The organism is Bradyrhizobium sp. USDA 10063, assembly GCF_054063735.1.
The window spans coordinates 1,426,190-1,452,697 of sequence record NZ_JBSSGP010000002.1 but is presented as its reverse complement, the minus strand read 5'-3'; the positions used below and the strand labels follow the sequence as shown (position 1 = coordinate 1,452,697).

General features: G+C 64.3%; 25 protein-coding genes and 1 pseudogene. 13 read left to right on the top strand and 13 right to left on the bottom strand.

Features of this window, described 5'->3' with window-relative positions; all coding sequences use genetic code 11:
- Nucleotides 1–46: 46 nt before the first annotated feature.
- Nucleotides 47–1,177, bottom strand: a complete 1,131-nt coding sequence (locus ACVJGD_RS08805) for a glycosyltransferase family 4 protein (RefSeq protein ID WP_456640212.1) — start codon at nucleotides 1,175–1,177, stop codon at nucleotides 47–49.
- Nucleotides 1,178–1,461: 284 nt separating this feature from the next.
- On the opposite strand from ACVJGD_RS08805, the gene ACVJGD_RS08800 reads away from it, so the two are divergent.
- Nucleotides 1,462–3,708, top strand: a complete 2,247-nt coding sequence (locus ACVJGD_RS08800; RefSeq protein ID WP_456633977.1) for a GumC family protein — start codon at nucleotides 1,462–1,464, stop codon at nucleotides 3,706–3,708.
- Nucleotides 3,709–3,737: 29 nt separating this feature from the next.
- On the opposite strand, the gene ACVJGD_RS08795 is transcribed toward ACVJGD_RS08800, so the two are convergent.
- Nucleotides 3,738–4,730 carry a Bug family tripartite tricarboxylate transporter substrate binding protein gene (locus tag ACVJGD_RS08795; RefSeq protein ID WP_456633976.1) on the bottom strand — a complete coding sequence of 331 codons (993 nt, stop codon included), beginning with the start codon at nucleotides 4,728–4,730 and terminating at the stop codon, nucleotides 3,738–3,740.
- Between the two features lie 112 nt (nucleotides 4,731–4,842).
- On the opposite strand from ACVJGD_RS08795, the gene ACVJGD_RS08790 reads away from it, so the two are divergent.
- Complete coding sequence (locus ACVJGD_RS08790; protein ID WP_456633975.1) at nucleotides 4,843–5,805, top strand: LysR family transcriptional regulator; 963 nt, start codon at nucleotides 4,843–4,845, stop codon at nucleotides 5,803–5,805.
- Between the two features lie 33 nt (nucleotides 5,806–5,838).
- Here the strand turns inward: ACVJGD_RS08790 and ACVJGD_RS08785 are convergent, their stop codons facing one another.
- Nucleotides 5,839–7,023 carry a GNAT family N-acetyltransferase gene (locus ACVJGD_RS08785; protein WP_456633974.1) on the bottom strand — a complete coding sequence of 395 codons (1,185 nt, stop codon included), beginning with the start codon at nucleotides 7,021–7,023 and terminating at the stop codon, nucleotides 5,839–5,841.
- A 124-nt stretch (nucleotides 7,024–7,147) separates the two neighbouring features.
- On the opposite strand from ACVJGD_RS08785, the gene ACVJGD_RS08780 reads away from it, so the two are divergent.
- Nucleotides 7,148–8,200, top strand: a complete 1,053-nt coding sequence (locus ACVJGD_RS08780) for a polysaccharide deacetylase family protein (RefSeq protein WP_456633973.1) — start codon at nucleotides 7,148–7,150, stop codon at nucleotides 8,198–8,200.
- Here ACVJGD_RS08780 and ACVJGD_RS08775 read toward each other — a convergent pair.
- Nucleotides 8,197–8,406, bottom strand: coding sequence for a DUF2842 domain-containing protein (locus tag ACVJGD_RS08775; RefSeq protein WP_456633972.1), 210 nt, complete (start codon nucleotides 8,404–8,406; stop codon nucleotides 8,197–8,199). The genes ACVJGD_RS08780 and ACVJGD_RS08775 overlap by 4 nt on opposite strands.
- Nucleotides 8,407–8,500: 94 nt before the next feature.
- Between ACVJGD_RS08775 and ACVJGD_RS08770 the strand changes: the two genes are divergently transcribed.
- From ACVJGD_RS08770 to ACVJGD_RS08760, 3 genes are all read left to right on the top strand, one after another.
- Nucleotides 8,501–9,592, top strand: coding sequence for a COX15/CtaA family protein (locus tag ACVJGD_RS08770; protein WP_456633971.1), 1,092 nt, complete (start codon nucleotides 8,501–8,503; stop codon nucleotides 9,590–9,592).
- 150 nt (nucleotides 9,593–9,742) lie between these two features.
- Complete coding sequence (locus ACVJGD_RS08765; RefSeq protein ID WP_456633970.1) at nucleotides 9,743–10,558, top strand: FTR1 family iron permease; 816 nt, start codon at nucleotides 9,743–9,745, stop codon at nucleotides 10,556–10,558.
- A gap of 252 nt (nucleotides 10,559–10,810) precedes the next feature.
- Nucleotides 10,811–11,818, top strand: coding sequence for a hypothetical protein (locus ACVJGD_RS08760; protein ID WP_456633969.1), 1,008 nt, complete (start codon nucleotides 10,811–10,813; stop codon nucleotides 11,816–11,818).
- 27 nt (nucleotides 11,819–11,845) lie between these two features.
- Here ACVJGD_RS08760 and nadC read toward each other — a convergent pair.
- The 8 genes and pseudogenes from nadC to ACVJGD_RS08720 all read right to left on the bottom strand — a co-directional run bounded on the left by nadC (nucleotide 11,846) and on the right by ACVJGD_RS08720 (nucleotide 19,746).
- A pseudogene (gene nadC / locus ACVJGD_RS08755) lies at nucleotides 11,846–12,695 on the bottom strand (carboxylating nicotinate-nucleotide diphosphorylase).
- Nucleotides 12,692–14,242, bottom strand: a complete 1,551-nt coding sequence (locus tag ACVJGD_RS08750; RefSeq protein WP_456633968.1) for an L-aspartate oxidase — start codon at nucleotides 14,240–14,242, stop codon at nucleotides 12,692–12,694. The pseudogene nadC and the gene ACVJGD_RS08750 overlap by 4 nt, the downstream one beginning before the upstream one ends.
- The gene (gene nadA / locus ACVJGD_RS08745; protein WP_456633967.1) at nucleotides 14,239–15,225 is read right to left on the bottom strand and encodes a quinolinate synthase NadA; all 987 of its coding nucleotides are present in this window, start codon (nucleotides 15,223–15,225) and stop codon (nucleotides 14,239–14,241) included. The genes ACVJGD_RS08750 and nadA overlap by 4 nt, the downstream gene beginning before the upstream one ends.
- A gap of 54 nt (nucleotides 15,226–15,279) precedes the next feature.
- Complete coding sequence (locus ACVJGD_RS08740; protein ID WP_456640211.1) at nucleotides 15,280–16,188, bottom strand: NUDIX hydrolase; 909 nt, start codon at nucleotides 16,186–16,188, stop codon at nucleotides 15,280–15,282.
- A gap of 60 nt (nucleotides 16,189–16,248) precedes the next feature.
- On the bottom strand, nucleotides 16,249–16,671 hold the full coding sequence (locus ACVJGD_RS08735; protein ID WP_456633966.1) for a hypothetical protein: 423 nt from the start codon (nucleotides 16,669–16,671) through the stop codon (nucleotides 16,249–16,251).
- A gap of 118 nt (nucleotides 16,672–16,789) precedes the next feature.
- The gene (locus tag ACVJGD_RS08730; RefSeq protein ID WP_456633965.1) at nucleotides 16,790–18,070 is read right to left on the bottom strand and encodes an O-acetylhomoserine aminocarboxypropyltransferase; all 1,281 of its coding nucleotides are present in this window, start codon (nucleotides 18,068–18,070) and stop codon (nucleotides 16,790–16,792) included.
- Nucleotides 18,071–18,221: 151 nt separating this feature from the next.
- Nucleotides 18,222–18,806: a CoA-binding protein gene (locus tag ACVJGD_RS08725; protein ID WP_456633964.1), complete on the bottom strand. Its 585-nt coding sequence runs from the start codon at nucleotides 18,804–18,806 to the stop codon at nucleotides 18,222–18,224.
- 118 nt (nucleotides 18,807–18,924) lie between these two features.
- Nucleotides 18,925–19,746 carry an enoyl-CoA hydratase gene (locus ACVJGD_RS08720; RefSeq protein WP_456633963.1) on the bottom strand — a complete coding sequence of 274 codons (822 nt, stop codon included), beginning with the start codon at nucleotides 19,744–19,746 and terminating at the stop codon, nucleotides 18,925–18,927.
- 86 nt (nucleotides 19,747–19,832) lie between these two features.
- Between ACVJGD_RS08720 and ACVJGD_RS08715 the strand changes: the two genes are divergently transcribed.
- The 6 genes from ACVJGD_RS08715 (at nucleotide 19,833) to ACVJGD_RS08690 (ending at nucleotide 23,494) form a co-directional block, all read left to right on the top strand.
- Complete coding sequence (locus tag ACVJGD_RS08715) at nucleotides 19,833–20,261, top strand: PaaI family thioesterase (RefSeq protein WP_456633962.1); 429 nt, start codon at nucleotides 19,833–19,835, stop codon at nucleotides 20,259–20,261.
- A 157-nt stretch (nucleotides 20,262–20,418) separates the two neighbouring features.
- Nucleotides 20,419–20,883 (top strand): 50S ribosomal protein L13, encoded by a 465-nt coding sequence (rplM, locus tag ACVJGD_RS08710; RefSeq protein ID WP_456633961.1) that lies wholly within the window; start codon nucleotides 20,419–20,421, stop codon nucleotides 20,881–20,883.
- Between the two features lies 1 nt (nucleotide 20,884).
- Nucleotides 20,885–21,361, top strand: coding sequence for a 30S ribosomal protein S9 (rpsI, locus tag ACVJGD_RS08705; RefSeq protein ID WP_456633960.1), 477 nt, complete (start codon nucleotides 20,885–20,887; stop codon nucleotides 21,359–21,361).
- A 233-nt stretch (nucleotides 21,362–21,594) separates the two neighbouring features.
- Nucleotides 21,595–22,812 carry a GGDEF domain-containing protein gene (locus tag ACVJGD_RS08700; protein ID WP_456633959.1) on the top strand — a complete coding sequence of 406 codons (1,218 nt, stop codon included), beginning with the start codon at nucleotides 21,595–21,597 and terminating at the stop codon, nucleotides 22,810–22,812.
- A gap of 51 nt (nucleotides 22,813–22,863) precedes the next feature.
- Nucleotides 22,864–23,100, top strand: a complete 237-nt coding sequence (locus tag ACVJGD_RS08695; RefSeq protein ID WP_456633958.1) for a hypothetical protein — start codon at nucleotides 22,864–22,866, stop codon at nucleotides 23,098–23,100.
- A gap of 97 nt (nucleotides 23,101–23,197) precedes the next feature.
- On the top strand, nucleotides 23,198–23,494 hold the full coding sequence (locus tag ACVJGD_RS08690) for an antibiotic biosynthesis monooxygenase family protein (RefSeq protein WP_028162832.1): 297 nt from the start codon (nucleotides 23,198–23,200) through the stop codon (nucleotides 23,492–23,494).
- A gap of 6 nt (nucleotides 23,495–23,500) precedes the next feature.
- On the opposite strand, the gene ACVJGD_RS08685 is transcribed toward ACVJGD_RS08690, so the two are convergent.
- Nucleotides 23,501–24,640 carry an AI-2E family transporter gene (locus ACVJGD_RS08685; RefSeq protein ID WP_456633957.1) on the bottom strand — a complete coding sequence of 380 codons (1,140 nt, stop codon included), beginning with the start codon at nucleotides 24,638–24,640 and terminating at the stop codon, nucleotides 23,501–23,503.
- A gap of 271 nt (nucleotides 24,641–24,911) precedes the next feature.
- Between ACVJGD_RS08685 and ACVJGD_RS08680 the strand changes: the two genes are divergently transcribed.
- Nucleotides 24,912–25,685 (top strand): gamma-glutamyl-gamma-aminobutyrate hydrolase family protein, encoded by a 774-nt coding sequence (locus tag ACVJGD_RS08680; RefSeq protein ID WP_456633956.1) that lies wholly within the window; start codon nucleotides 24,912–24,914, stop codon nucleotides 25,683–25,685.
- Nucleotides 25,686–26,508: the final 823 nt, after the last annotated feature.

Below are 26,508 nucleotides of genomic sequence, written 5' to 3'. Positions count from 1 at the left end.
GTGTGGGAAAAACCGTGGGAAGTCATTGATTTTGCTGGTTTACCAGTTAATGATTGGCAAATGCATCGCGATAGCCGGCGAGCACGCCCTCGACCATTGCTTGCTGGGAGAAATGCGCGGAGATGCGCTCGCGCAGCGCCTGTGCGCGCGCCAACGTCGCGGCGGGATCGTCGATCGCGCGGCTGATCGCTTCCGCCATGGCGGCAGCGTTGCTCGGCGCAAACAGCGCATCGGTATGCGGGCCGAAGATCTCGGGAATGCCGCCGACATTGGCGGCTACCATCGGGATCCCTGCGGCTGCAGCTTCGATCACGACATAGGGCATCGAGTCGCCGCGGGAGGGAACGACCAGCAGCTTGCCTTTCGAGAACCCGTAGCGCGCCTTGACGTGGCCGATGAAACGCGCGGCGTCGCCAAGCGCGAGCTTCTTGACCTGCGCCTTCAGCTTCTCCGATTCCTCGCCGTCGCCGGCTAGCGTCAGCGCTACCTGCTTGCCTTCAGCGCGCAATTTCGCCACCGCATCGATCAGGAGGTCGGCTCCCTTGATGTGCCGGAATTCGCCGACATAGACGATGTCGGTGGCATCCTCGGCGCGCTCCACGGGATCGAATTCCTCCGCGGTCACGCCGTTGAACACGCAGCGAACCACGCCGCTGGTGGGCGTGCCGACCGTGCGCTGATAGGTGTCGCGCGCGAAGGCGCTCTCGAACAGGAACAGGTCGGTGCTGTTCATCAGCGCACGCTCGAGCCGGCTGTAGAAATTGCCCTTCAGCGTGTCGAGCGGGTAGTGCAGCGAGCCGCCATGCGGGGTATAGACGCGAATGGTGTGCTTGGAGTGCGGCCGCAGGCGAACGTAAGCGCCGGCCTTGGCGCCATGACCGTGCAGCACGTCGGGCTTCAGCTTCCAGATCAGGCCGGTGAGCTGTGCCCAGACCGTCACATCGGCAAATCGCGGTTCGCGGCGAATGGCCACACGGCGAACGCCAAGCTTCAGGCGCGGTTCGATTTCCGCAAGCGCCGTGGCGGCGCGCTCGCCGCCGGTGATGCTGTCGGCGACGATGCCGACGTGATGGCCGCGCTCGATCTGTCCGTTGGCGACATCGAGGATATGGCGAAAAATGCCGCCGACAGGGGCGCGCACGACATGCAGGATGCGGAGCGGCTGGTCGGAATCCATGGTCACGCCAGGCGCCCGCTGATAAACGTGCGATCGCCGGCGCGGGCTGAGGCGCCGCGCGCTAAGATCGAAAGCAGGCAAAAAGCAGCGGCGCGCAGACGGCGCATTCCTGAGAATCCCGGCAAAATATCGCGACCGATTAAGGACGTTCATAGTTAACAAAGCATGACGTGCGGGCCGGCCGTGCTGTTCGTCAAGCGGGCCGATTAACCCGGCGGCAACCTTAATGGAGTGTAATCGCGCCGGCTGAGGTAGGTTGAGTGGCGTCCCCGCGGGAGTGAACAATGCGTTTTGCGTTCTGGCGTGCAGGCAAGGACAAGGCCGTGGTCCGGCGCGCGCTCGCAAAGCCCGCGCCGGCTGCGCCCGAGCCTGCAACCATCGCCGCGTTGCCCGCAGGCGATCTCGACCTGCCTGCGCTCGGCCAGGCGCTGATGCGCAAGCGGAGCTGGATCATCGTGCCGACGGTGCTGGCTTTCACGCTGTCGCTCGCGGCGGTCAACATGGTGACGCCGCGCTACAAGTCGGAAGCGCGCATCCTGATCGACGGCCGCGAGAATGTCTTCCTGCGGCCTAGCGGCGAGCGCAACGAAGAACGGAATGTCGTCGATCCGGAGGCCGTCACCAGCCAGGTGCAGCTCCTGCTGTCGCGCGATCTCGCGCGCGAGATCATCAAGAAGAACAAGCTTGCCGAGCGGCCGGAATTCGATCCGGTGCTGCAGGGCTTCTCCCCGCTGAAATCGCTGCTGGCGCTGTTCGGTATCGGTCGCGACCCGTTCTCGCTGACGCCGGAAGAGCGCGTGCTGGAAGCCTATTATGACCGCCTGCAGGCTTACGCGGTCGACAAGTCGCGCGTCGTCGTCGTCGAATTCCAGTCGCGCGATCCCGAGCTTGCCGCGCGCGTCGCCAACTCGATTGCCGAAGGTTACCTGGTGCTGCAGCAGAATGCGCGGCAGGAGCAGGCGAAGACGGCGAGCCAATGGCTTGCCGGCGAGATCGAGAATCTGAGGAAGAAGGTCGCAGACGCGGAATCCCGCGTCGAGGATTTCCGTTCCAAGTCGAGCCTGTTCGTCGGTACCAACAACACTTCGCTGTCGAACCAGCAGATGGGCGAGCTCAACACGCAGCTCAACAATGCACGTGCGCTGAAGGCCGACGCCGAGACCAAGGCGCGGCTGATCCGCGAGATGCTGCAGAGCGGCAAGCCGATCGAAGCCTCCGAAGTGCTCAATTCCGAACTGATCCGCCGCCTCAGCGAACAGCGGGTGACGCTGCGCGCGCAGCTCGCCGAGCAATCGTCGACGCTGCTCGACAACCATCCGCGCATCAAGGAATTGAAGGCGCAGCTTGCCGATCTCGATCGGCAGTTGCGCGAGGAGGCGAGCAAGATCTCCCGTTCGCTGGACAATGACGCGCGCGTCGCCGGCGGCCGCGTGGAGGCGCTGAGCGCGAGCCTCGATCAATTGAAGAAGCAGGCGTCATCCTACAACGGCCAGGACGTTCAGCTCCGCGCGCTGGAGCGCGAAGCCAAGGCGCAGCGCGACCTGCTCGAATCCTATCTGGCGAAATATCGCGAAGCCAATACCCGCGAGAACATCGAGGCAGGACCGTCCGATGGCCGCATCATCTCGCGCGCCTCGGTCTCCAACACGCCGGCCTATCCGAAGAAACTGCCGATCGTGCTGATCGCGACGCTGGCGACGTTGCTGCTCTCTTCGGGCTTGATCATCACCGGCGAACTGCTGCGCATGACCGCACCGCGCGCTGCTGCAGCACCTGCCGCCGCGCCGCAGATGACGGCGCGCATGCCCGTTCGCGCTGCCGCCGTCGAGAGCGACGATGAGCCGGAACCGGAATCAGAGCCGGAGGCGGAGGTCGAGCCTGAGATCGAAGCTGCATCCATCGCACCGCAGCCAGAAGCCCCCATCGCCATCGGAGAGATCGAGCAGCTCGCCGAGAAGCTGCGCCGGGCCGGCGCCGATGCACGCAAGGTCACGGTATTGGGAACGGCCTCGAGCGAGAGCATCGCGCTGACCACGCTGACGCTGGCGCGGCTGATGGCGCGCGAGGCCAAGGTCGCCGTCGTCGATCTCGCGGCTGCGTCGCCGACGATGGCGGCAATCTCGACCGATCCCGGCGCGCCCGGGCTTGCCGAAGTGATGCAGGGCGAGGCGACATTCTCGGAGATCATCACGCGCGACCGGCTGTCGCGGGTCAATCTGGTCGGCGCTGGCCGCCCCGGCTTCGATCGCACGCAACTGCAATCGCCGCGGCTGACGCTCGCGATCGACGCGCTGCTAGGCGTCTACGACCATGTGCTGCTCGATGCCGGCACGGCTTCGGACCTGCCGGCCGATCTGTTGACCGCGCATGCCCGCGCCGTCGTGGTGCCGGATGCTTCGATGGCCGACGCTGCCCGCCGCCTGATGTGCGAGCAGCTTGCCGCGGTCGGTTTCTCGGAAGTGACGATGCTGACCAAGCCGTGCGAGCCGTCGGACGCCGTTGAGCCGGGCCCGCGCGTGGTCGCGGCGTAGATCATTCGCACGCGGAGGGGCCGAGACCTTCAATCGGTCGGCGTGAACTCGGTTGCCTGCACGATCGCTTTCCAGCGCTCGGATTCGGATGTGATGAGCCGGGCGAAGTCGGCGAGGGGGATTGCGTCGATCTCAACGAACTGTTTTGCCATGCCGGCCTTTACCTCGTCGGTGCGCAAGGCCTGCTGAATCGCGCTATTGAGCCTTTCGACTGTGACCGCCGGGGTCTTTGCCGGAACGAAAAACCCGAACCATGTCAGGTCCTCAAGCGAGGGATAACCGGCTTCGGCCATCGTAGGCACATCGGGAAGAATTGGGCTGCGGCGCGGACCAGTGGTCGCCAGCGCACGAAGCTCTCGGGACTGCACGAGACCAAGGGAGCTGCCGAGTGGCATGATGGCCGATGCGATCTCGCCTTTCACGAGGTCCTGTATGGCGGCCCTGCCCTGATAGGGCACGTGGAGATACTCGAAGCCCGCAGTGCGCCCCAGCATAGCCCCGATGAAGTGCAGTGTGGATCCGGCACCCGCAGTTCCGTAGGTCGCCTGAGTTGGATTGGCGCGGCACCATGTGATGAATTCAGCCAGGGTTATTACCTCACGCGGTACCTTCGGGCCCACCGTCAGCAATGTCGGGAATGAGGCGACGGTCGTAACCGGAATAAAATCCCGCGGCTCGTATCTGAGCGTCTTGTAGACGTGAGGAAACAGCGTCACGAAGCCGAGGGGCGCCAGCAGAAGGACAGATCCGTCGGGAGCCGCGGCCTTCACGGCCTCCACCGCGACGCGACCGCTTGCACCTGGCCGGGGCTCGACCACGATCGACGCCGCATAATCCTTCATCTGATCGGCAACCAGCCTTGCCACGGCATCGGGGAGGCCGGGCGTGAAGCCTGTCAATATATGCGCGGTCTTCAGGCTCGGTTCGGCGATGCTCTGGGGCACGAAACCGGTGGTGGAGAGAGCCATGCCGGCCCCTGACATTGCCAGCACATCGCGGCGCGTCATCACCATCCAAGCCATCGGATCCTCCACGGCCGAAACGAGCGGGGCGGGATCAACGATGCTTGAGGCGGGCATATCCGTCCAATGCTAGTATGTGAGGGTTTCATAACCGTTTTGATAAGGATCGGACATGCAATCCATTGAGAGAGCCCGGCGTCGCATCAAGCTGCGCGATCTGCATATCCTGCTCGTCGTTGCCCAGCGGGGCAGCATGGCTAAAGCCGCGGCAGAACTGGCGATTTCGCAACCGGCCGTGTCGAGGGCGATCGCCGACATGGAGCACGCACTCGGGCTTCGACTTCTCGACCGCAGCCGCAACGGCATCGAGCCCACGCCCTATGGCCGCGCTCTCATCAAGCGCGGTACGACGATCTTCGACGAGCTGATGCAAGGGCTGGAGGAGCTCGAGTTTCTTGCCGATCCAACCATCGGACAGCTCCGCATCGGTAGTTCGGAAAGCGTTGCGGCCGGCCTGCTTCCCGCCGTGATCGATCGATTCACGCGACGCCATCCAGGGATCCGCCTGAACGTCGCGCAAACGGTGTTGGGCACCACGCGTTACCGCGAACTGCGCGAACGGAGCATCGATCTATTGCTAGGCTGGATTCCAACGCCATTCGCCGAGGAAGATCTGGCGGTGGAGCCGGTGCTAAGTGACCCACGGGTCGTGGTCGTGGGGCAGCGCAGCAAATGGGCGCGATCTTCGAAGGTCAGCTTGGCCGATCTTGCCGATGAACCGTGGATACTGCCTCCGCCGGATACTTTTCCAGGCTCCGCAACCGCTGATCTGTTTCGCGAGAGCGGATTGAGCATGCCGCGTACGCCTGTCACGACGCTGTCGCTTCACCTCTGCTGCAGGCTCGCCGCGACCGGGCACTTCATCACCTTGCTTCCGAATTCGATCGTGCAGTTCAGCGGACGCGATCTGTCACTGAAGAGACTTCCCCTCAAGCTGTCGCGAACTTCAGCCGTAGCGGCGGCGATTGTAACGCTGAAGAACCGTACGTTGAGCCCGGCCGCCGAGATATTCATCGCATGCGTTCGCGATGTCGCGAAGTCGATGGCAGGCAAGTCAGCGGCCCACACGTCGTGAACTGCACGTCGGTTGCGACCGATCGATGCGCCCTTAGCGGAACACCTTGCGCAGGTTTTGTGCAAGATCGAACAGCGCGGGATTGCGCTTGACCAGCCGCTTGGCGCGGTTGACGCCGGACATCGCGCTCGCTGCAGGCCCGCCGCGCCAGGTGAGCGGAATGAAGCTGTCGAAGATCGGCTCGTCGCTCTTGCAGAACAGCCGCTTGTATTCGTCCGAGCCGATGCCGAGGTCGAGGGCGCGGTAGTTCAGCGCGGCGTAGTGATCGATGATGTTGCGCATCAGGATCAGGCCGGGGCTGAACTTGGCGTTGCCAGACATCGTGTAGGTGTTGAACATCATCGAGAAACGATGGCCGTCGGCGACGCCGGCGAAGATCGCGATCACCTCGTCGTCGCATTCGAGCGCATGGATGTCGATGACGCGGCCGCCGCCCGGAACTTCGGTCAGGCAGGCGGCACGGATGAAATCCTCTACGCCCGGCTCGGCAAAGACGTTGGGCAATTTCTGTTCAGCCATGCGCTGCGGCTTGACGCGGAAGAACCAGTTCAAGATCCGCGTGACATCGGCGTCGGTGGTCGCGACCTGATAGCGATAGCCGGCAAGCTGCTGCAGCTTGCGCTCCTTCCCCTTCAGCCGCCGCCGGAACGAATTGCTGATGAGGTTGGCGCGCTCGGCGCCGGGCTCGATGGCGAGCACCGGGCAGTCATTCACCGAGGACTGGTGCGGAAGCAGGGCCAGCGGGTTCGCCAGATCGCGCCAGTTGAGCGGCTGTTGGTGCAAGGCGAGCACGTCGGCCTCGCCATGTGCCGCGATTGCCGAGACCATGGTCCTGAGATCGGCGGCCGTTGCACCCGTGGCGAAGTCGCGATCCCACAGCGCCATGTTGAAGGTGGCGTGCTTGCCGCCCATGAACTTGGCGCAGCGCACGCCAAAGGCGGTCTCGAGCGTCAGCGGCAGCACGAACAGCGGCCGGCGCTCGCCGTCGTGGCCGATCACAATGAATGGCGTGAGGCCCTCGTGCGCGCCGACCTGCCGCTGCCAGGCGGCGAGGAAATCAAAGCGCTGGTAGGGCGTGCAGAACTGCTGTTCGAGGCCGCGCCAGATCGGTTCGGCGGCTTCGAGATCGCGAATGATGTCGACGCCGGCGACGCGGCTTGTCTTCGACCACGCTCCCGACTCCGCCGTTCGTGCCTCGATCGCGGCAGCCATGGTCATCGCTGAACCTGTTGTTAATCGATTATTTACAATTCGGCTCGGGCGACCTTCGCAGGGAAATGTCAACAAAGAGTAATAACAATCGTTAGACGGCGCCTGGGAACCGCCGGATCGGGGGCGGGACGTGGTGTCGGATATCAGCTTCTTGCAGCGGGCGCAGATGGAGTTCGCTTACTTCTCTGGCTATGCGCGGCTGCGGCAGTGGCAGACCGGCGGGGCCGGCGTCATCCTGCGCTTCGAGCGCGTGCGCCCGCGTCGTCGGGAACGGTTTCAGCCGCTGGCTTCGCGCGAGATCACCCCGAAGTTCCTGGAGTGCACGATCCGGGCGCTCGAGCGCTGGAACTACGATATCGTCTCGATCGACGAAGCCTGCCGGCGCGCCGTCACCTTGCCGCTGCCACGCCGCTTTGCCTGCCTCACGTTCGACGGCGGTTACAAGGACGTGGTGACGGATGCCTATCCGGTCCTGTCGAAGCACGGCGTGCCCTTCGCCATCTACCTGCCGACCGCGTTTCCGGATGGGCTAGGGGAGGCGTGGTGGCTGGCGCTGGAGAAGATCATTGCGCGCGAGAGCCGCGTCAGCCTCGTGATCGAGCGCAGCGAGCGGCACTTTTCGATTGCTGGTGTCGCGGAGAAATACCAGCTTTACGACTTCCTCGCGAAATGGATGCGGACGCTGACGTCGCCGGATCTCTCCGTCGCGATCAACGATCTCTGCAAACGCTACGGAGCGGACCTGGCCGCGCTTTCTCGCGGCGTCTCGATGGACTGGGATGATATCGCAACGCTCGCGGCCGATCCCAACGTCACGATCGGCAGCGCGACCGTGAACTATCCGGCGCTGTCGAACCTGCCCGACGGCGATGCCAAGCGCGAGATGGCGATGGGCAAGGCCGTGCTGGAGGCCGGCATCCGTCGCGAGGTCAGGCATTTTGCCTATCCGTTTGGAGACCGCGAGAGCTTTCGCCGTCCCCATGTGCTGATGGCCGGCGAGATCGGCTTTGACAGTGCGGTGTCGAGCATCGCAGGGATCGTGGAAGCACAGGGGCGCACCAACCTGCATGTGCTGCCACGGGTGTCCTGGGACGGGCGGCAGCGCTCGCTGCGCATGATGCGCGTGGTGTTGTCGGGCGTGATGTTTCCGCCGGTCCGATCGACGCGGCGCGTGCAGATCTAGATGCGATCGGGCCGCGACATCCAGGCCACGATCGGCATCGCCGGCAGCACCCAGCCGAGCCCGGCCACCACATAGAAAATCGCCTGCAGCACGCCCGAATTGGCAAGCCACGGCGTCTGCGCGACCGTCATGCCGAGCAGCGACCACACCACCACCAGCATCAGCAGGAAGATGGTTCCAAGCAGCTTGCGGGTGCGTATATTCATGGCCGATTGATCGATCACTCGTGAGGCAAAGCGCGCCTTGCGCCTGCGAGGAGGCGGACTATAAGGGGCGCGCCAATCCGATCAAGCAGGACCGATGACCGCACGTTCCGTCTCCGAGCCGTCCCAAAACGCCGCCGTCCGCTGGTGGCTGCTTTCGGTCGCAGCCCTGATCGCGATCATGGTGCTGGTCGGCGGGGCCACCCGGCTCACCGAATCCGGGCTTTCGATCGTGGAATGGAAGCCGGTGACCGGCACGCTGCCGCCGCTCACCGAGGCGCAATGGACGGAAGCCTTCGAGGGCTACAAGCAGATCCCGCAATATCGCGAGCTCAACGCGGGGATGACGCTCCATGAATTCAAGACGATCTTCTGGTGGGAATGGAGCCACCGCCTGCTCGGGCGCGTGATCGGCATCGCCTACTTGCTGCCGTTCCTCTATTTCCTTTGGCGCGGCGCTGTTGTTGGTGAGCTGAAAAAGCGGCTATGGCTGATCTTCGGGCTTGGCGCGCTGCAGGGCGCGGTGGGCTGGTGGATGGTCGCCTCGGGTCTGTCCGGTAAGGTCGAGGTCTCGCAATATCGCCTCGCGGTCCACCTCATACTGGCGCTCCTGATCTATTCGGCGATCGTATGGACGGTGCGACGGCTTACCGACCGGCCGCCTAATCCGGCGCCGCCGCGGCTGAAGATCGCCGCCTTGCTGCTGCTGGCGCTGACTTTCCTGCAGCTCTATTTCGGCGCGCTGGTCGCAGGCCTGCGCGCGGGAAAGGTCTACAACACCTGGCCCGAGATCGATGGTGCCTTCATTCCCCCCGCGGGGCGTCTGTTCTTCGAGCAGCCCTGGTGGCGCAACCTGTTCGACAATACGCTCACCGTGCAGTTCGAGCACCGCATGACCGCCTACGCGCTATTGGCGCTGGCGATCCTGCATGCGATCGACGCCGTCCGTTCGCGCGCAAGCGGCGAGGCTATCGCCGGCGCCTGGTGGCTGGTAGCTGCGATCACGCTGCAGGCGACGCTCGGCATCCTGACACTCCTTAACCAGGTGCCGATCGATCTCGCGCTCATGCACCAGGCGGTGGCGATCGTGGTGCTGACGCTGACGGTCCTGCAGGTCGAGCGGCTGCTGCCACGACGCCACAAAGTGGGGCGGGCAAAGCTTGCCATGCCGGTCGGGCAACCCGGTTGAATTGAACTATTCTAATCTGTCGTCGCCGCAAGAAGTGCCGGTTTTGCGCGGATTTTTTGCGTGCCCCCGGCAGTTGACGAAGTCGTGCAGGCCGACATCGCTTTACTTGAAAATCCCTGGCGATAGAACGAGCGAAAAATGGGTTCGCTCATGTCGTCTGCATTCATTCAGGCCGCCGTTATCCTGCTGCGCGAAGGACTGGAGGCGATGCTGGTAATCGCCGCACTCGCCGGCTACCTCTCCAAGGTCGGCGCCGGCCATCGCATCCAGGCGCTCTATGGCGGCGCGCTGGCGGCGATCGGCGCCAGCATCATTGCGGCCTGGCTGTTCGCGGTGTTCAATTCCGGCGAACACAGCGACTTCCTTGAAGGCATCATCATCCTGGCCGCGGCGGCGCTCATGCTTTACGTCAGCGGCTGGCTGATGACGAAGCAGGATCCAAAGGGTTGGCAGGATTTTCTTGCCCACAAAGCGGATGCTGCGCTGGCACAGGACACGGAGTGGGCGGTCGGCGCGCTCGCCTTCCTCGCCGTGTTCCGCGAGGGTGCCGAGACCGTGCTGTTCATCAATGCGCTCGCGACCACCGAAGGCGGCTGGAGCGCAGGCCTGTTTGCCGGCCTCGGCGCCGCCACCATCGGGCTTGCAGTGCTGTTCTATTTCATCAACCTGATCGCGCGGAAAATTCCGCTGCGGCCGTTGTTCATCCTGACCTCGGCCTTCCTGTTCGTGATGGCGATCAAGTTCATCGGCGAGGCCGTGCAGGAATTCCAGGAGCAGGCGCTGCTGCCGTTCACGGAGTTGAAGAGCCTGTCCTGGCTCGCCGATCTCGGCCTGAACCCGACGCTGGAAGCGCTGTCGCTGCAGCTCATGGTGATCCTGTTCGCGCTCGCGACCTATTCGGTGTTCCAGCGCAACAGTCGCCTGACGCGCCAGAGCAAGGCGTCGTCCGGCTCAGCGGCCGAGTAGTCTCACTTATCGCTGGCGAGCTGGGTACGAAGGGCCGCCCGGACGTCACGCGGTACTATGACACCCTAGGTCGTTTTTTTCTCATTTGCATTGCGGATTTGGTCCCGCCGAAAAGTCTGTTGAATAGGGGCTTTGCGGGCGGGGGGCGCATCGATGACGGAGAGCGGTGAGGATCGGGCCAACGGGTCTCTACGCGGCGAGTACTTCTTCGAAACACACGACACCTACCCTGCGCCGGTCGGAGACGGCGGAATGCGCCGGGAGCTGATCGATGCGACGTCGCGCGATATCCGCGAGCGGATGAGGTCGGCGGCAGGCGAGAGGACATCGATATCGCCGGCCCGGTCCCGCGAGACGATGCTGTCGACCTTTTTGTCGCCCGCGTTCACTGCCTTCTGGGGCAGCTTCACGGCCGGATCGAAGCGGATCAACACGGCGATCACCTGTCCCTATGTCGGGCACAATCCCACTCTCGTGAGCTACGTTCCGCGAGCCTCGTCCCCGCTGCTGGCGGCGACCGGGGAGCATTCCCTGATCCGACTGATTATCGCCAATGCGCTGTGGGATTCGTTCCTGGCTACCGAAGCCTTCAACGATTCGATGCTCGATGATCCCGATCGCGCCTCGGCCCTGTTGATCAATCTCGGAGCCGCCGCCACGGTTGCGGCGACCAGTTTGCGCCTGCTCGATACCGATCGCATCGCGGCGCTCGCCGTGCTTGCGCCCGGCGATTTCGTGCGCGAGCAGTACAATGTCCGATTCCAGCTACTCGAGGTCGCGCGCTGGTGGTTCGGCTTCGTGCCGAAGGCGGCGGCCGCATTCGCAGAAGCACGCTTTGCGCAGCGGTCTTGGATGTTCAACAACGTCTGCTTCAACCACGCGCAGGCGCTCGCCGAAGCGCTCCGCCCCTCGGTGACGACCGATTTAGCCGACGCGCTCGTCTATTTCGATCGGGAATATCCGTCGATGGCCATGCCATCAATGGAAGCGACCTATGATCTGGCGCTCAAGACATTCACCTCATATTTCGCGAGATCCGAGCGCCATGCCAAGGCATGGGCAAACGTGGTCGCTGAAATACGCATGATGATCATGAGCGCGCGGCCTTATGATGAAGCGACGGTGTTCGTGGTTACGCCTGACATTGCGCAGGTTCGAACCACTGAAAAGCTGATCGGTCTGATCGGCGTCGTTGAGAACGAGGTCAGGGCGCGGCAGGTTTTCTACTATCGCAAGGACGGCGCGCGGGCAGCTCTTTGAGAAGCGGCCGAACGGGGCCTCATCGCGCTAGAGATAATCCAGCCCGATATCGAGCGCGGCCGAGGAGTGCGTGACCCAGCCGACGGAAATGAGGTCGACACCCGTTGCCGCGATCGCGTGCGCGGTGGCGGCGGTGATGCGGCCCGATGCTTCCGTGATCACCTTGCCGCAGGCCATCTCCACCGCCTGCCTGAGGTCGTCGGCCGTCATGTTGTCGAGCAGGACCGCGTCGATCCCGAGCGCCAGCGCCTCTTCGAGCTGCACCAGCGTGTCGACTTCGACCTCGATCTTGACGAGGTGGCCGACATGCGCCTTAGCGCGCTCGATCGCGGCACGGATGCCGCCGGCAAGCGCGATGTGGGTTGTCCTTGATCAGCACGGCATCGTCGAGGCCGAAACGGTGATTGCTGCCGCCGCCGGCGCGCACCGCGTATTTTTCCAATGCGCGCAGGCCGGGCGTGGTCTTGCGGGTGCAGACGATCTGCGCGCGCGTGCCTCTTACCGCAGCTACCAGCGAGGCCGTTGCGGTCGCGACGCCGCTCAGGTGGCAGAGGAAATTGAGCGCGGTGCGCTCGCCGGTCAGCAGGGCACGCGCAGGGCCGTTGATGGTTGCGATCGTGTCGCCGGGGACGACGACGCTGCCATCGGGCCGTTCGATCTCGATGCGGATCGCCGGCGAAATCGTTTGAAAGGCGCAGCGTGCCACGTCGAGGCCGGCGACGACGCCCGGCTGGCGCGCCCGCAAGGCGAGCGAAGCGCGCTGGTCGGCGGGTACGACTGCATCCGCTGTGATGTCGCCGGCGCGGCCGATGTCCTCAAGCAGCGCGGTTCGCACCAGCGGTTCGTACATCAGGGGCAGAAGAGGGTTGAGTGTCACGACTGAACGCTCCTGATCGGCAGTTCTGACTCGATGATCTCGCCGGCGGCGCGGAACGCCTCCGCGAGGGTGAAGGCAGAGGGCACACCCTTGGGCAACGTGTCCGGAAAGTCGGTGCGGTAGTGGCCGCCGCGGCTTTCCTCGCGCTTTGACGCGGCAACAGCAATCATCAATCCGACCAGCGCCGGATCAGCGGCGCCGCCGTTCCCCCTGGCTATCGGATAGAGATTGCGAATGGCGCGCTCGATCGAGGGACGATCGCGCAGCACACCGAGTCCCTGCGAGACGAGAGGGCGCACCATCGAAGGATCGGATGCGGGCAGCAGCGCGGTCGGCGTGCGCGGAGCAGCGGCACTGCCAGCCACGCCATTGATGCTCGCAGCGACCCATTGCGCGCAGACGATGGCTTCCATCAGCGAATTGCTGGCGAGCCGGTTGGCGCCATGCAGGCCGGTGCGGCTGACCTCGCCGCAGGCCCACAAGCCCGTCACCGTGCTGCGGCCTTCGCCATCAACGGCGATGCCACCCATGTGATAATGCGCCGCCGGACGCACCGGGATCGGATCGTCAGCCGGATCGATTCCGGCCATCCTGCAGAATGCGCTGATGACGGGATAGCGCTGCGCGAAATCCTTGCCCGGATGCCGCCGTGCATCGAGGAAGATGCGATGGCCTTCCGCGCGACGGCGCCAGACCGCGCGCGCCACGATGTCGCGCGGTGCGAGCTCGGCGCCCGGTTCGTTCGCCATGAAACGCTGCCCCGTCTCGTCGATCAAGACCGCGCCATCGCCGCGGATCGCTTCGGTCAATAGCGGCATCGGCCGCGACGGTCCGTCGAAGGCGGTCGGGTGAAACTGAATGAATTCGAGATCGGAGAGGACAGCGCCGGCACGGGCCGCCAGCGCCAGCCCCTGGCCGAAACAGCCCATGGGATTGGTGCTGTCCTGGAACAGGCCGCCGATGCCGCCGGTCGCAAGCACGACGCGGTTGGTGGCAATCACCAGCGGACCACGCTCGTTCGCAGCGAGCACGCCCCTGATCGCATTGTCCTCGACGACGAGTTGGCGGGCCTCAAAACCCTCGATCAGGGTGATCGACGGACAGCGGCGCACGGCGGCGATCAGTGCGCGCATGATCTCGCGCCCGGTGCCGTCGCCGGTGGCGTGAACGATCCGCTTGCGGCTGTGCGCGGCTTCGAGTCCGAGCTGCCAGCGTCCATCCGGCCTGCGGTCAAAGCCGACGCCAAGCCGTGCGAGGCGCTCGACGGCAGCGGGCGCGGCATCCACGATGCGCCTGGCAGCTTCTTCGTTGCAAAGGCCGGCGCCGGCGGCGATGGTGTCCTGAAGATGCAGGGCAGGGGCATCGTCCTCGCCGACCGCCGCCGCGAGGCCGCCTTGCGCCCACATGCTGGAGGCCTCCGCCCCGAGCGGCGATTTCGACAGCAGCACGACCGGTGCGGGCGCAAGCTGCAGGGCTGTCATCAATCCGGCAGCGCCGCCGCCGATGATCACCGGTTGCCCGGCCAGGGTCGAAACATCCGTACTCACAGCGCCAGCATCCTTTCGACGGAGCGCCGCGCGCGGCCGGCAATCTCAGGGGCGATCGTGACCTCGTGCTCGTTGGTCTCGAGCGCGTGGCGGATGTTCTTCAGCGTGATCCGCTTCATGTGCGGACAGAGATTGCAGGGGCGGATGAACTCGACGTCGGGATGGAGCACCGCGACATTGTCGCTCATCGAGCACTCCGTCAGCAGCACCACGCGTGCCGGATGCTCCTTGTCAACAAAGCCGGACATGGCTGCGGTGGAGCCCGAGAAATCGGCCTCGGCAACGACCTCGGGCGGGCATTCCGGATGCGCCAGAATGGTGACGCCGGGATGATTCTCGCGAAGCTGGCGCACGTCCTCGGCGTTGAAGAGCTCGTGCACCTCGCAATGGCCTTTCCATGCGGTGATCTTCACCTTGGTCTGCGCGGCGATGTTCTGCGCCAGATATTCGTCCGGCAGCATGATGACGTGCTCGGCGCCGAGCGATTGCACGACCGCGAGCGCATTGCCCGAGGTGCAGCAGATATCGGATTCAGCCTTCACCGCGGCCGAGGTGTTGACATAGGTGACGATGGGAGCACCCGGATAGCGCTCGCGCATCAGCCGCACATCGGCCGCCGTGATGGACTCCGCGAGGGAACAGCCGGCCTTGAGGTCGGGGATCAGCACGGTCTTCTCGGGATTGAGCAGCTTGGCGGTCTCGGCCATGAAGTGCACGCCGGCGAGCACGATCACGTCGGCATCGACCTTGGTCGCCTCGCGCGCGAGCATGAGGCTGTCGCCGACGATATCGGCGACGCCATGGAAGATTTCCGGGGTCTGATAGTTGTGCGCGAGCACCACTGCGTTGCGCTTGCGCTTGAGGTCGAGGATGGCGTCGACGTCGTCGGCGAAGGTGGCCCATTCGAACGGCGGGATCACCCGTTTGACGCGGTCATAAAGCGGCGCGGTGCGCGCGAGCGCACTGGATTGGGTTGCGACCATTTATGCTCTCCTTGAGTATATTTGAGATTATACTTATCCTGAGCATAAGGGAAGTCAAGAGCGCGAGAGCGGGAGCTTGGTGCCGGCGACGGCCCGTTCGGCCACAATGCCGTGACGGAAGCGGAATAGCTTGGCGGGACGGCCGACCGTCTCGGCGGCCATTGCGCCTGTTTCTTCAACGAGTTCCTGCTGCTCGATCAGGCGCCGGAAATTCTGTTTGTGCACTGTGCGGCCTGCAAGGGCCTCAACACTGCGTTGCAGTTGCAGCAGGGTGAATTCGGCCGGCATCAGCTCGAAGACGACCGGCCGGTATTTGATCTTGGCGCGCAGCCGCGCGATGCCGGTGGCCAGAATGCGGCGATGATCCGAGATCATGGCGCGGCCGGGCACGACGGCTTCTCCGGCGCGCTTGTCGCGAACCGCTTCGGGGACCAGCGCGGCCTCGTAGAGCAGCTCGTAGCGCTGCAGCACCAGCTCTTCGTTCCACGCGCGGTCGTCGAGGCCGAAGGTGATGGCAGCGCGCTGCCAGCGCGCCTTCTGCACCGAAGTGCTCTCTGCCGATTTGGCCCAGGCGCGGAGCTTGGGCGCCACGATCTTTGCGATCAAGGCCGGGGTACCGGCGCGATGATCTTCCCACGGGAAGTACTCATACCAGCCCGACCAGTGACCTTCCGAGCCTTCTCGGACCTGGTCCTCGCGGGTCAGGCCGAGATAGCTGATCGAGATGCGATGCGGCGCCCTTGCATCGCCGGTGCGCCCGTGATCGGCGAAGGTATAGAGCTGTTCGACATACCCGAGCGGATGTCCGGTCTGTGCCTCGACCCAGGCCCGCAGGCCGGTCTGCAGCGAGCGGTGCCCGAACTGGAACGGGCCGCTCGGCAGCGCGGTCGCATTTGCGATCGTCATGATCTTGGGCTCGCCTTCGGTCACTGCGACCAGGACGGCAACCAGGTCAGCGGTCATCGCGTCGATCGATGTTTCGGCTTTTCGCGGTGCCTTTGCCACGCGGATGTCCTGTCGCGGCTAGCAGTAGCCGTAAACGCCGCAGGCGTACGGCAGGCGATTCCAGTAGGGACCGCCGTAGTAGGGGCCGCCATAGTACGGGCCGTCATAGCTGTAGGAGAAGTGATTGCCGTAATAGCCGGGCAGGCTCGACGAGCCCGGCAGGATCGGCTCGCCATTGACGAACGGCACGTAAGGGATCACGGCGGCGGGTGTGAACAGCACGTCCGGATCCTGTTCGGCTACGACGATCTGGCGCCCGCGGCGGACGTAGGGGGCTGACGTCACTGATGTCCGGTACCTGTAGTGCGGGCGAGGCAGGCCGGGCGGTAGTTGGCGGGCGGCGTGGTAGGCCGCGCGCTTGGTGGCAACCGGGCCGTCGGCGGCAAAGGCGGCATCAATCGCAAACAGGGCGATCGAAGAGAACAATATCGAGCGCAGCATCGTCGTCTCCGAATCGAGGGGGCCGACAGAATGCCACCTTATAGCGGAATGACCGTTAATGAGATCAGGTCATTCCGGGTCTGGTGCCGGCGCACCATCCCGGAACGACGGTCAGTCGCTACGCCCGCAGCGCCTGGTCGAGATCGGCGATCAGGTCGTCCTTGTCCTCGATGCCGATCGAGAGCCGGACCACGTCGGGGGCGGCGCCGGACTTGATCTTCGCGGCGTCGTCGAGCTGGCTGTGGGTGGTGGAGGCCGGGTGGATCACCAGCGAGCGGGTGTCGCCGACATTGGCGAGGTGCGAGAACAATTGCAGGTTCGACACCAGGCTGACGCCGGCGTCATAGCCGCCCTTGAGGCTGAAGGTGAACACCGCGCCCGCGCCCTTCGGCGCATATTTGCGCGCAAGGTTGTTGTACTTGTCGCCAGGCAGGCCGGCGTAATTCACTGACGCCACCGCGGGGTGGCCGGCGAGGAATTCCGCGACCGCTTTCGCGTTGTCGCAATGCTTCTGCATGCGCAGCGGCAGCGTCTCGATGCCGGTCAGGATCATGAAGGCGTTGAACGGCGACAGCGCCGGGCCGAGATCGCGCAAGCCGAGCACGCGGCAGGCGATCGCGAACGCGAAATTGCCAAACGTCTCCTGGATCTTGATGCCGTGATATTCCGGACGCGGCTCGCTCAGCATCGGATATTTGTTGTCCTTCGACCAGTCGAAGGTGCCGGCATCGACGATGATGCCGCCGAGCGAGTTGCCGTGCCCGCCAAGGAACTTGGTCAGCGAGTGCACGACGATGTCGGCGCCGTGGTCGATCGGCTTGATCAGATACGGTGTCGCTAGCGTATTGTCGACGATCAGCGGCACGCCGGCCTTGCGCGCCACTGCGGCGATCGCCTCGATGTCGGTGATGCTGCCGGAAGGATTGGCGATCGATTCGATGAAGATCGCCTTGGTGTGCGGCGTCACTGCGCGCTCGAAGCTTTCGATCTCGTCCGGATCGGCCCAGGCGACATTCCAGCCGAAGCTCTTGAAGGCATGGGTGAACTGGTTGATCGAGCCGCCATAGAGCTTGCGGGCGGCGATGATCTCGTCGCCGGGCTTCATCAACTGCTGTAGCACCACGACCTGCGCGGCGTGTCCCGAGGCGACCGCGAGCGCCGCGGTGCCGCCTTCGAGCGCGGCGACGCGCTCCTCCAGCACCGCGTTGGTCGGATTGCCGATGCGGGTATAGATGTTGCCGAACGACTGCAGGCCGAACAACGAAGCCGCATGGTCGGCGTCGTTGAACACGAATGACGTCGTCTGATAGATCGGCGTCGCCCGCGCGCCGGTGGTGGGGTCGGGCTGCGCACCGGCATGCACGGCGAGGGTCGAAAATCCCGGAAGGCGATCGGTCATTCTGGTCGTCCTGTGTTTGGGTCGGAACAAAAATGCGCGGCATGCTGATGGCAGCAACAACCGCCGTCAAGGCGCGTTGCGAGCCGCATGCGCGTTGGAAATAGCGTGCTTCGTTATGACGCGATGTCGAAACATTTGTTTCGCATTCGCGTCAGGTCGTCTCGGTCTTGTTTTTCGCGGCACGATCGGAGGCAGCGGTTTCGCCGCCGCCGACGCTCATCCGATTCAGCGACAGCCGCATGCCCTGCGTCGGCATCGGCGCACGCTTGGAGCTCAGTGTTCGCGAATTGACGCCCATCCAGGAAATCTCCGACGACAGCCGGCCATATTCGATCTTCGGACAGCGGTTCATGACGACCTTGACGCCGACAGCTTCGGCCTTTGCCGCGGCTGCGTCGTCGCGCGCGCCGAGCTGCATCCAGATCACCTTCGGCAACGGCGACAGCCTGAGCGCCTCCTCGACGACCGGCATGATGTGGCTGGAGTTGCGGAAGATGTCGACCATGTCGATCGGACGTCCGATGTCGGCGAGCGAGGCGACGAAGGGCTTGCCGAGCAGGCTCTTGCCGACATGGCCGGGATTGACCGGGATCATGTCGTAGCCGCGCTCCGCCAGATATTTGAAGGCGAAGTAGCTCGGCCGCACGTTGACCGGCGAGGCGCCAACCATCGCGATCGACTTCACGCTGTTGAGGATGCCGCGGATGTAATTATCGGGGTAGGTGTCGTGGTTCATCTTCGATTCCTTCGACCCTCATGGTGAGGAGCGCGGCTACGCGCGTCTCGAACCATGAGGCCCCAGACGGGCCTGCATCCTTCGAGACGCCTGCTTCGCAGGCTTCTCAGGATGAGGATCATTTATCCTGCCATTTCGGCTCGCGCTTCTCGATGAAGGCGCCGATGCCTTCCTCGGCGTCGCGTGCCATCATGTTTTCAGTCATCACCTCGGCGGCGTAGCGATACGCGTCCGCGAGGGTCATTTCGGCCTGGCGGTAGAACGCCTCTTTGCCGAGCTTGACAGTATAGGCGGATTTCAGCGCCACTTTTTGCGCCAGCGCAATCGCGGCCTCCCGCTCGGTGCCGGCAGGCACGACGCGGTTGATGAGGCCGATGGCCTGCGCGGTCGCGGCCGAGATCGGCTCGCCCGTCAGCAGCATCTCCATCGCCTGCTTGCGCGGAACGTTGCGCGACAGCGCCACCATCGGCGTCGAGCAGAACAGGCCGATATCGACGCCGGGCGTCGCGAAGGTCGCATTTTCCGAGGCGACTGCGAGATCGCAGCTCGCAACCAGTTGGCAGCCGGCCGCAGTCGCAACGCCCTGGACGGCTGCGACCACCGGCTTCGGCAGATGCACGACCGCCTGCATCATGGCGCTGCAGGCGTTCATGATCTCAGCGAAATAGGCGCGGCCGCGATCGGCGTCGCTGCGGCGCGCGGTGAGTTCCTTCATGTCGTGGCCCGCCGAGAAGGCGGGGCCGTTGGCGGCGATGACCACGCCGCGCACAGTTCGGTCGTCATGAATTTCCTTGAGCGCGCCATGCAACTCGGCGATCAGGCCCTCGGAGAGGCTGTTGCGCGCGGCGGGGCGGTTGAGCGTCAGCACGGCGATGCTGCCGACCTGCTCGCGCAGGAGGATCGGCGGTTGCGGCGCGGCGGCGCGGGCGGCTTGGGGCATCTCCAAATTTCCACTAAGGCTTTTTTCGACTAAGGCTTGGCTGCAACTTAGTGTAACACGCGGACTGAATCGAGGGTGGGGACGGCATGGCGTTGGCGAAAATGAGCGTGGCTGAGCTGGAGAAGTTCCTGCGCGCTGAGTTTCCCCAGGCGTTCAGCGGGGACGACATCATCATCGAGAGCGCCGACGGTGAGACCTGTCTCTTGCGCCAGCGCTATAGCGAGCGGATGCTGCGGCCTGGCGGTACCGTGTCGGGCCCGACGCTGATGGGGCTGGCCGATTTTGCGATGTATGTGGTGCTGCTGTCGGCGATCGGCCCGGTAGGGCTCGCCGTCACCACCAATCTCAACATCAATTTCCTCCGCAAGGGCCAGCCGCGGCAGGACGTGCTGGCGGCGGCGAAGCTGCTCAAGCTCGGCAAGCGGCTGGCGGTCGGGGAGGTCAACCTGCTTTCGGGTGATTCGCCGGATCCGATTGCGCATGTGACGGCGACCTATTCCATTCCAAACAAATAGAGTTTCTGGAGGTATTATTACACCTTAATTGTAAGCTATTGTTTTTGCTAGACTAAATTGCGTCTATTGGCGTTGACGAATTTCGTTCGCTTCTCTACAAAGCCGCCAATCCGGCGCGGCTTTTCGCGCCGAAAACTCCTTTCCACGGACAGCTCACATGAAAACCTTTTCGGCCAAGCCCGCCGAGGTGCAGAAGAAGTGGGTCGTGATCGACGCCAAGGGTGTGGTGGTCGGCCGGCTCGCTACCATGGTCGCGATGCGCCTGCGCGGCAAGCACCTGCCCACCTACACGCCGCATGTCGATTGCGGCGACAACGTCATCATCATCAACGCCGCTCACGTCGTGCTGACCGGTCGCAAGCGCGACCAGAAGGTCTATCACAAGCACACCGGCTATATCGGTGGCATCAAGGAGCGCACGGCGAAGTCCATCCTTGAGGGTCGTTTCCCCGAGCGCGTGGTCGAGAAGGCCATCGAGCGCATGATCCCGCGTGGCCCGCTCGGCCGCATGCAGATGGGCAATCTGCGCGTCTATCCCGGCGCCGAGCATCCGCATGAAGCCCAGAACCCCGAGAAGATCGATTTCGCGTCCGCGAACCGCAAGAACATGAGGGCCGCATAAGATGTCCGATACCATGCAGTCTCTCGACCAGCTTGCGCAGCTCAAGCCGGCGGCTCCCGAGGCGCCGAAATATGTCAAGAAGGTCGACAAGTACGGCCGCGCTTACGCCACCGGCAAGCGCAAGGACGCGGTCGCCCGCGTCTGGGTCAAGCCGGGCTCCGGCAAGATCTCCGTCAACACCCGCGACGTCGAAGTCTATTTCGCCCGTCCGGTGCTGCGGATGATGATCCAGCAGCCGCTGGTCGCCGCCGCCCGCGCCGGCCAGTATGACGTGATCTGCACGGTCACCGGCGGCGGCCTGTCCGGCCAGGCCGGCGCAGTGCGCCACGGCCTCTCCAAGGCGCTGACCAATTTCGAACCGGAATTGCGCAGTGTGTTGAAGAAGGGCGGCTTCCTCACCCGCGACTCGCGCTCGGTCGAGCGCAAGAAGTACGGCCGCGCCAAGGCGCGCAAGTCGTTCCAGTTCTCGAAGCGCTAACCGCTTCACTGCAATTTGCACCAACTGCGAAGGGCGCCGCGAGGCGCCCTTTTTGCTGCGTCTTTGCGCATCAATTGTCGCAGTTTTTCCTGAAAAGTTTTGTGTGCACGCAAACGGATTGCCAACGCGGCAGGCATAGCTTGAGCGGTATAGCGATGCGCCATCCTTTTCGGATCGCGCCCTTGAGAACGTGGCATCACACGCTTTCATCACACGCGCGCTAGCGGGGGCTCATGTCGTTCGATATTTCGACGCTTTATCTGTTTGCCACGATGGTGGCCGCAATGCTCGGCGTCATGTTGTTGTTCTTCGGCAATCAGGAGAAGATTCCGGCGTTGAAGTGGTGGGGCAGCGCGTATCTCCTCGGCGCGGCTGCGGTTGCGGCATCGACCGTGGCGGGCTCCAGCCTCGGCGAAATTGTCTCGCTGGCGCTGAATGCAGCGGGCTTCATCGCCTGCGGCATGGTCTGGAACGCTGCACGCGTGTTCCATGGCCGCAAGCCGAATATCCCCGGTCTCGTGCTCGGCGCGATCGCCTGGGTCGGCGCCGCGCTGACCCTGCCCCCCGAGCAGCCCGCGCTGAAGCTGACCATCGGCGCTGCGATCATCGCGATCTATGCGTGCCTCACGGCGGCCGAGTTGTGGAGCGAGCGGCGACGCGCGGCGCAGAGGCGCTGGCCTGCACTCGCGGTGCCCGTGCTGCACGGCTGCGTGCTGCTGCTGCCGATCCTGCTCGGCAATTTCCTGCGCCCGCATGATGCGGCGTTCGGCAACAGCATCTGGGTGACGGTGTTCTCGGTCGAGCTCATTCTCTATGCGATCGGCACCGTCTTCGTGATCTTCATGCTGGTATCGGATCGCGAGGTGGCCGCGCACAAGACGGCGGCTTCGATGGATCCCCTGACCGGCATGTTCAACCGCCGTGGCTTTGCCGAGGCCTGCGCGCGGGTGATCGAACGCGAGGCCGAGGCCGGCCGCCCGGTGACGGTGATGATCTTCGATATCGACCACTTCAAGTCGATCAACGACCGCTTCGGCCATCCCGCCGGCGACGAGATCCTGAAACTGTTCTCGGCGGTCGTCGTCAACAACCTCCGCATCAGCGATCTCTCCGGCCGCATTGGCGGCGAGGAATTCGCGGCGCTGCTGCCGTGTTCGCTGGAGGAGGGCGTGCTCGCCGCCGAGCGCGTGCGCGAGTGTTTCCAGGCCTCCGGCATCGTCTGCGACGAAGGTCCGGTCGACACCACCGTCAGCATCGGCGTTGCCGGCGGGCCGGCCGGCACCGAGCTCGAGGTGCTGCTGGCAGCCGCCGATACCGCGCTCTATCAGGCCAAGCGCGGCGGCCGTAACCGCGTCGAGGCCGCCGAGGAATTGCCGCTGTCGCTGGAGAACTGGCGGCGCAAGACCGCCGGCCTCGCACCGCAGGCGCGCGAGAGGCCGATCGCGGCGTGAGAGATGTTGCGGTAAGCTTCCGTTTACCATTCGATTCCTATCATCCCGGGCATGGAATCGACCCGCCTTCACAATGCCCAATCCGCCCTGTTGTCGCTCGAAGCTGCCGCCGCTACCGCCCGCGGCGGGTTCGGCTGCCTGTTCTCGAGCTCGGACGAATATGAGACCGCGCTGATTGCCGAGCGCCGCGCCCAAGGTCGCTACGGCCGCCCGCGCAGCCCCTGGCCGATGCTGATGTTTGTGGGCATCACGTTGATGGTCCTCGGCACGGTGCTCGTGTTCAGTTGAGCCGACAGCAGATCCCGTCTCGGTGAGGGCGCCGCGAGGCGCCTTTTTCTTTTCCATAGACTGGGCTAGAGACGGGCCCTTTCCAGGGAGAAGCTCAATGGTCACCGAAATTGCACTCATCGACGTCAAGCCCGGCTCCGAAAAGGATTTCGAAGCCGCGGTGGAGAAGGCGCGGCCGCTGTTTCTGCGCGCCAAGGGCGGCAAGGGGTTCGAACTGCACAAGTCGATCGAGAAGCCGTCGCGCTACCGGCTGGTCGCGAAGTGGGAGACGCTGGAGAACCACACCGTCGACTTCCGCGGCTCGGAAGATTTCGCCGCCTGGCGCGCGCTGGTCGGGCCGTTCTTTGCTGCGCCGCCGGAGGTCGAGCATACCGAGATCGTGGTCACGGCCTGAGGTCGCTCACGCCGCCACAGCCGGCTGCTCGGCCTTGAAGTGGTCGATCATAACCTTGGCGATCGCCATCAGGGGGAGCGCAAGCGCGAGCCCCCAGACGCCGAACACCACCCCGAGCAGGATCTGGAACGCAAACAGCGTGGCAGGCGGAATATTCAGCGCCTGCCGCTGGATGATCGGGGTGAGTATGTAGCTCTCCATCGCGTGCACGCCCAGGAACAGCAGGAAGGCGGAGAGCGCCGCGATCCAGCCCGAGGCAAGGCTCGCGAGCACCACGATCAATCCCCCGAGGATCGCGCCGACCGTCGGAATGAAGGCGAGCAGGCCGGCCTGGATGCCCAGAATGAACGAGCTCTGGATGCCGATGATCGAGAGCCCGATCCAGGTGACGAAGAACACCGCGGCCATGGTGATGATCTGGGCGATCAGCCAGCGCTCCAGCGTGTCACCGATACGGTCGACGATGATGGTGGCCTGCTCGCGATGCCTGGCCGGCATCACGAACAACAGCCCGGCGCGGTAGAGGCTGGGCTGTGTGGCGAAGGCGAGCCCGAGAAACAGCACGATGAAGAAGTTGCCGACCGCGCTCACGGTGCCGAGCAGCACCTTGAAGGTCTGGCTGATGATCGCGCCGCCGCTGGAGGCGAGGGCGCCGGCGCTGGGAAGACTGTGGGTCGCCGCCGCGCCCGGGGTCGTCGGTGTCGACGATTCCGTCGGTGCGGAAGCCTGGTTGCTGAAATCGAGATAGCTGGTGTCGATGCCGTGCTGCTCGAGGAACGACTTCACGTTCACCAGTTGCGACTTGATGGTGTCGCTCAGCGCAGAAGCCTGCTGCGCGATGGTGGCCCCGCCGAGGAAGACGACGCCCGACAACAGCGCCGCCAGCGCCAGGCAGACGATGGTCAGGCGCAGGGCATGCGGCAGCTTGAGCCCGCGGCCGAGCAGGTTGGTGAGGGCGTTGAGCGCGACGCCGAGCAGGACCCCGGCGAAGATCAGGAACAGCGTCGCCGCGTAGTGCCAGGCGAGCGCAAGTAGCGCCGCGAACAGCACGATGCCGATGCCGCCGACGCTGATGGCCCACGCCATATCGTTGCGGGCCTGAAGGCGGTCGCCACCCGGTAGTCTCACATTGATTCCTTCGCGCATCGACTGCCCTCATTTTGTCGCCAAAATCCCGCCGGGATCAAGCCGTGCGCCGGTTTGCCGCTGCCCGCCGGTCAAGCCTTCCCGCGAGATGGCGGCATGCCGTCCAGCCGAGCCTGCGACGCCGCGCTTCGTCCCCTGACCCCACAGCGCCTGCGTCCCGCGCCGATGTGCTCCGCCAGCATAATATGTTGATCAATGGCCGAGTCGGGGGCATTATCGCTTTGAAACCATGACAAACATAGAAAATCATTCCTACGCGAGATACTGAACAATGAGGCGGCCCGTGGTCGGCGTGATCGGAAACGCCCATCGCATCGAAGATCGTTTCACGGTTCAGATGGTTGGGGAGCGCAACCTGCGCGCGATCACCGATGTCGCGGACGCCGTTCCGCTGATGTTCGCCGGTTCGCCTGAAATCACCGACGTCGGCGCCTTGCTCGATGTGGTCGACGGCGTGGTCCTGACCGGGGCACGGGCCAATGTCCACCCGACCCGCTTCAATTGCGAGCCGCATATTAGTCACGAGCCTTACGACATCCACCGTGACGAGGTTGCGCTGGCGATGTCGGAAGCCTGCGTCGCGCGCGGCATCCCGCTGTTCGGCATCTGTCGCGGCCTGCAGGAGATGAACGTCGCCTTTGGCGGCTCGCTGCATCCCGAGATCCGCGAACTGCCCGGGCGCATGAATCATCGCATGCCGCGGCTGGAGAATGGCGAGATCCATCCGGACCCGTTGGTCGTGTTCGCCGACCGTCATGACGTGAAGCTCACGCCGGGCGGCGTGTTCGCGAAACTCCTCGGCTGCGAGACCATCCGCGTCAATTCGCTGCACGGGCAGGGCATCCTGGAGCCCGGCGAACGCGTCGTGATCGAAGGCGTCGCCGAGGACGGCACCATCGAGGCGATCCGCATTGCCGACGCGCCGGGCTTTGCGCTCGGCGTGCAGTGGCATGCGGAGTACGACCCGCAGCGCAACCCGATCAACAGGAAGCTGTTTGAGGCCTTCGGCGCGGCGCTGCGCGAGCGGCAGAGCGCGGCGGCGTAGTGCCTTTGCTGCTGTTGTAGCGATTGCGAGCGGAGCGGGGCAATCCATCTCACCGCCTGCGACACGTGGATTGGCTGGTTGCCTTCGTCTTGCACCGTTGTCGTCCCGTCGAAAGACGGGACCCATAACCACAGCGAGATGTTGTGGCGCGAGCAAGCGGTTACGGCGGAGCACACTACAAAGGCCTGTGGTTATGGGTCTCGGCTCCCGGCTACGCCAAGGGCTTCGCCGCGGCGCGCAAGGCCGGGACGACGCGAGGAGAGCGCTGATTCAATTGTCAAACAGCTCTCCGCTGTCATCGTCCGCGGAGGCGGATGATCCAGTATTCCAGAGGCGACGGTGCTTACGCTGAAACGCCGCCGGATACTGGATACCCCGCCTTCGCGGGGCATGACGATGGAGTGTGAGGGATATGAGTCCGCATTCTCGCGGCGCGTTGCGCCCGAGCTTTGCGTTACTTTCCACCCTCCTCGATAGCAGGGCGCAGGGAAAGCCGGGTGCCGGTTGCACCCATGGGCCCCGTGCAACAAAAAGCACGGGGGTAGGACCACAGGTCAACCGGAGCAACACCGGCTTTCCCTGCGCGATGGTGTTACGGCTTACTTCGTGCTCTCCCCGGTGACCGGGCTTTCTTGCCACCGTCATCTCTCGCGCGAACTTCTTCGCGCAAAAAACTTAGCGCCAGCGTCGGGGCGCCAGAACCACACGACTTCGCCGTCCACGGATAGCTGCGTTCGTCGTTCGCAACATCCGCGTCCACCGCATCTCACCGCAACGTTCGTGACGATCGCGAGCCGCCCCTCATTCGGGTGAGACGCGCGGA

Coding starts and splice junctions, on each gene's coding strand:
- ACVJGD_RS08805 (WP_456640212.1), bottom strand. CDS start 1,177: ATGGATTCCGACCAGCCGCTCCGCATCCTGCATGTCGTGCGCGCCCCT.
- ACVJGD_RS08800 (WP_456633977.1), top strand. CDS start 1,462: ATGCGTTTTGCGTTCTGGCGTGCAGGCAAGGACAAGGCCGTGGTCCGG.
- ACVJGD_RS08795 (WP_456633976.1), bottom strand. CDS start 4,730: ATGGCTTGGATGGTGATGACGCGCCGCGATGTGCTGGCAATGTCAGGG.
- ACVJGD_RS08790 (WP_456633975.1), top strand. CDS start 4,843: ATGCAATCCATTGAGAGAGCCCGGCGTCGCATCAAGCTGCGCGATCTG.
- ACVJGD_RS08785 (WP_456633974.1), bottom strand. CDS start 7,023: ATGACCATGGCTGCCGCGATCGAGGCACGAACGGCGGAGTCGGGAGCG.
- ACVJGD_RS08775 (WP_456633972.1), bottom strand. CDS start 8,406: ATGAATATACGCACCCGCAAGCTGCTTGGAACCATCTTCCTGCTGATG.
- ACVJGD_RS08770 (WP_456633971.1), top strand. CDS start 8,501: ATGACCGCACGTTCCGTCTCCGAGCCGTCCCAAAACGCCGCCGTCCGC.
- ACVJGD_RS08765 (WP_456633970.1), top strand. CDS start 9,743: ATGTCGTCTGCATTCATTCAGGCCGCCGTTATCCTGCTGCGCGAAGGA.
- ACVJGD_RS08760 (WP_456633969.1), top strand. CDS start 10,811: ATGCGCCGGGAGCTGATCGATGCGACGTCGCGCGATATCCGCGAGCGG.
- nadA (WP_456633967.1), bottom strand. CDS start 15,225: ATGGTCGCAACCCAATCCAGTGCGCTCGCGCGCACCGCGCCGCTTTAT.
- ACVJGD_RS08740 (WP_456640211.1), bottom strand. CDS start 16,188: ATGACCGCTGACCTGGTTGCCGTCCTGGTCGCAGTGACCGAAGGCGAG.
- ACVJGD_RS08735 (WP_456633966.1), bottom strand. CDS start 16,671: ATGCTGCGCTCGATATTGTTCTCTTCGATCGCCCTGTTTGCGATTGAT.
- ACVJGD_RS08730 (WP_456633965.1), bottom strand. CDS start 18,070: ATGACCGATCGCCTTCCGGGATTTTCGACCCTCGCCGTGCATGCCGGT.
- ACVJGD_RS08725 (WP_456633964.1), bottom strand. CDS start 18,806: ATGAACCACGACACCTACCCCGATAATTACATCCGCGGCATCCTCAAC.
- ACVJGD_RS08720 (WP_456633963.1), bottom strand. CDS start 19,746: ATGCCCCAAGCCGCCCGCGCCGCCGCGCCGCAACCGCCGATCCTCCTG.
- ACVJGD_RS08715 (WP_456633962.1), top strand. CDS start 19,833: ATGGCGTTGGCGAAAATGAGCGTGGCTGAGCTGGAGAAGTTCCTGCGC.
- rplM (WP_456633961.1), top strand. CDS start 20,419: ATGAAAACCTTTTCGGCCAAGCCCGCCGAGGTGCAGAAGAAGTGGGTC.
- rpsI (WP_456633960.1), top strand. CDS start 20,885: ATGTCCGATACCATGCAGTCTCTCGACCAGCTTGCGCAGCTCAAGCCG.
- ACVJGD_RS08700 (WP_456633959.1), top strand. CDS start 21,595: ATGTCGTTCGATATTTCGACGCTTTATCTGTTTGCCACGATGGTGGCC.
- ACVJGD_RS08695 (WP_456633958.1), top strand. CDS start 22,864: ATGGAATCGACCCGCCTTCACAATGCCCAATCCGCCCTGTTGTCGCTC.
- ACVJGD_RS08690 (WP_028162832.1), top strand. CDS start 23,198: ATGGTCACCGAAATTGCACTCATCGACGTCAAGCCCGGCTCCGAAAAG.
- ACVJGD_RS08685 (WP_456633957.1), bottom strand. CDS start 24,640: ATGCGCGAAGGAATCAATGTGAGACTACCGGGTGGCGACCGCCTTCAG.
- ACVJGD_RS08680 (WP_456633956.1), top strand. CDS start 24,912: ATGAGGCGGCCCGTGGTCGGCGTGATCGGAAACGCCCATCGCATCGAA.